This window comes from Ochrobactrum sp. SFR4 (assembly GCF_019730395.1).
Classification (GTDB): Bacteria; Pseudomonadota; Alphaproteobacteria; order Rhizobiales; family Rhizobiaceae; genus Pseudochrobactrum.
The window spans coordinates 1-259 of the sequence record NZ_JAAPBB010000956.1; the positions used below are offsets into that span (position 1 = coordinate 1).

1 protein-coding gene is annotated in these 259 nt (G+C 48.3%); it reads left to right on the forward strand.

The genetic code is table 11. The features are described 5' to 3' along the window. A partial coding sequence (locus HBA93_RS21920; RefSeq protein WP_502910177.1) for a Y-family DNA polymerase occupies positions 1-259 on the forward strand: 259 nt, incomplete at both ends.

The window sequence follows — 259 nt, forward strand, 5'->3', positions numbered from 1 at the left end:
CTCAAAAGAAGCGCAAGCCTATGGCGTGAAAGACGTCATGAAAATTAAAGACGCAAAAGCCCTATGTCCGGATTTGATATTAGTTCCGCAAAGGCCGGACCTATATCGTCGCGCACATAACGCCCTGCTCTGCGAGATTGAATCGGTCATTGCGATTGATACGGCCAAAAGCATTGACGAGTTGACCTGTATTCTGGACGAGCGCAATCGGCGCGATCCGGAAGCGCTAGCCCATAAAATCAAAGAAACAATCAAACTG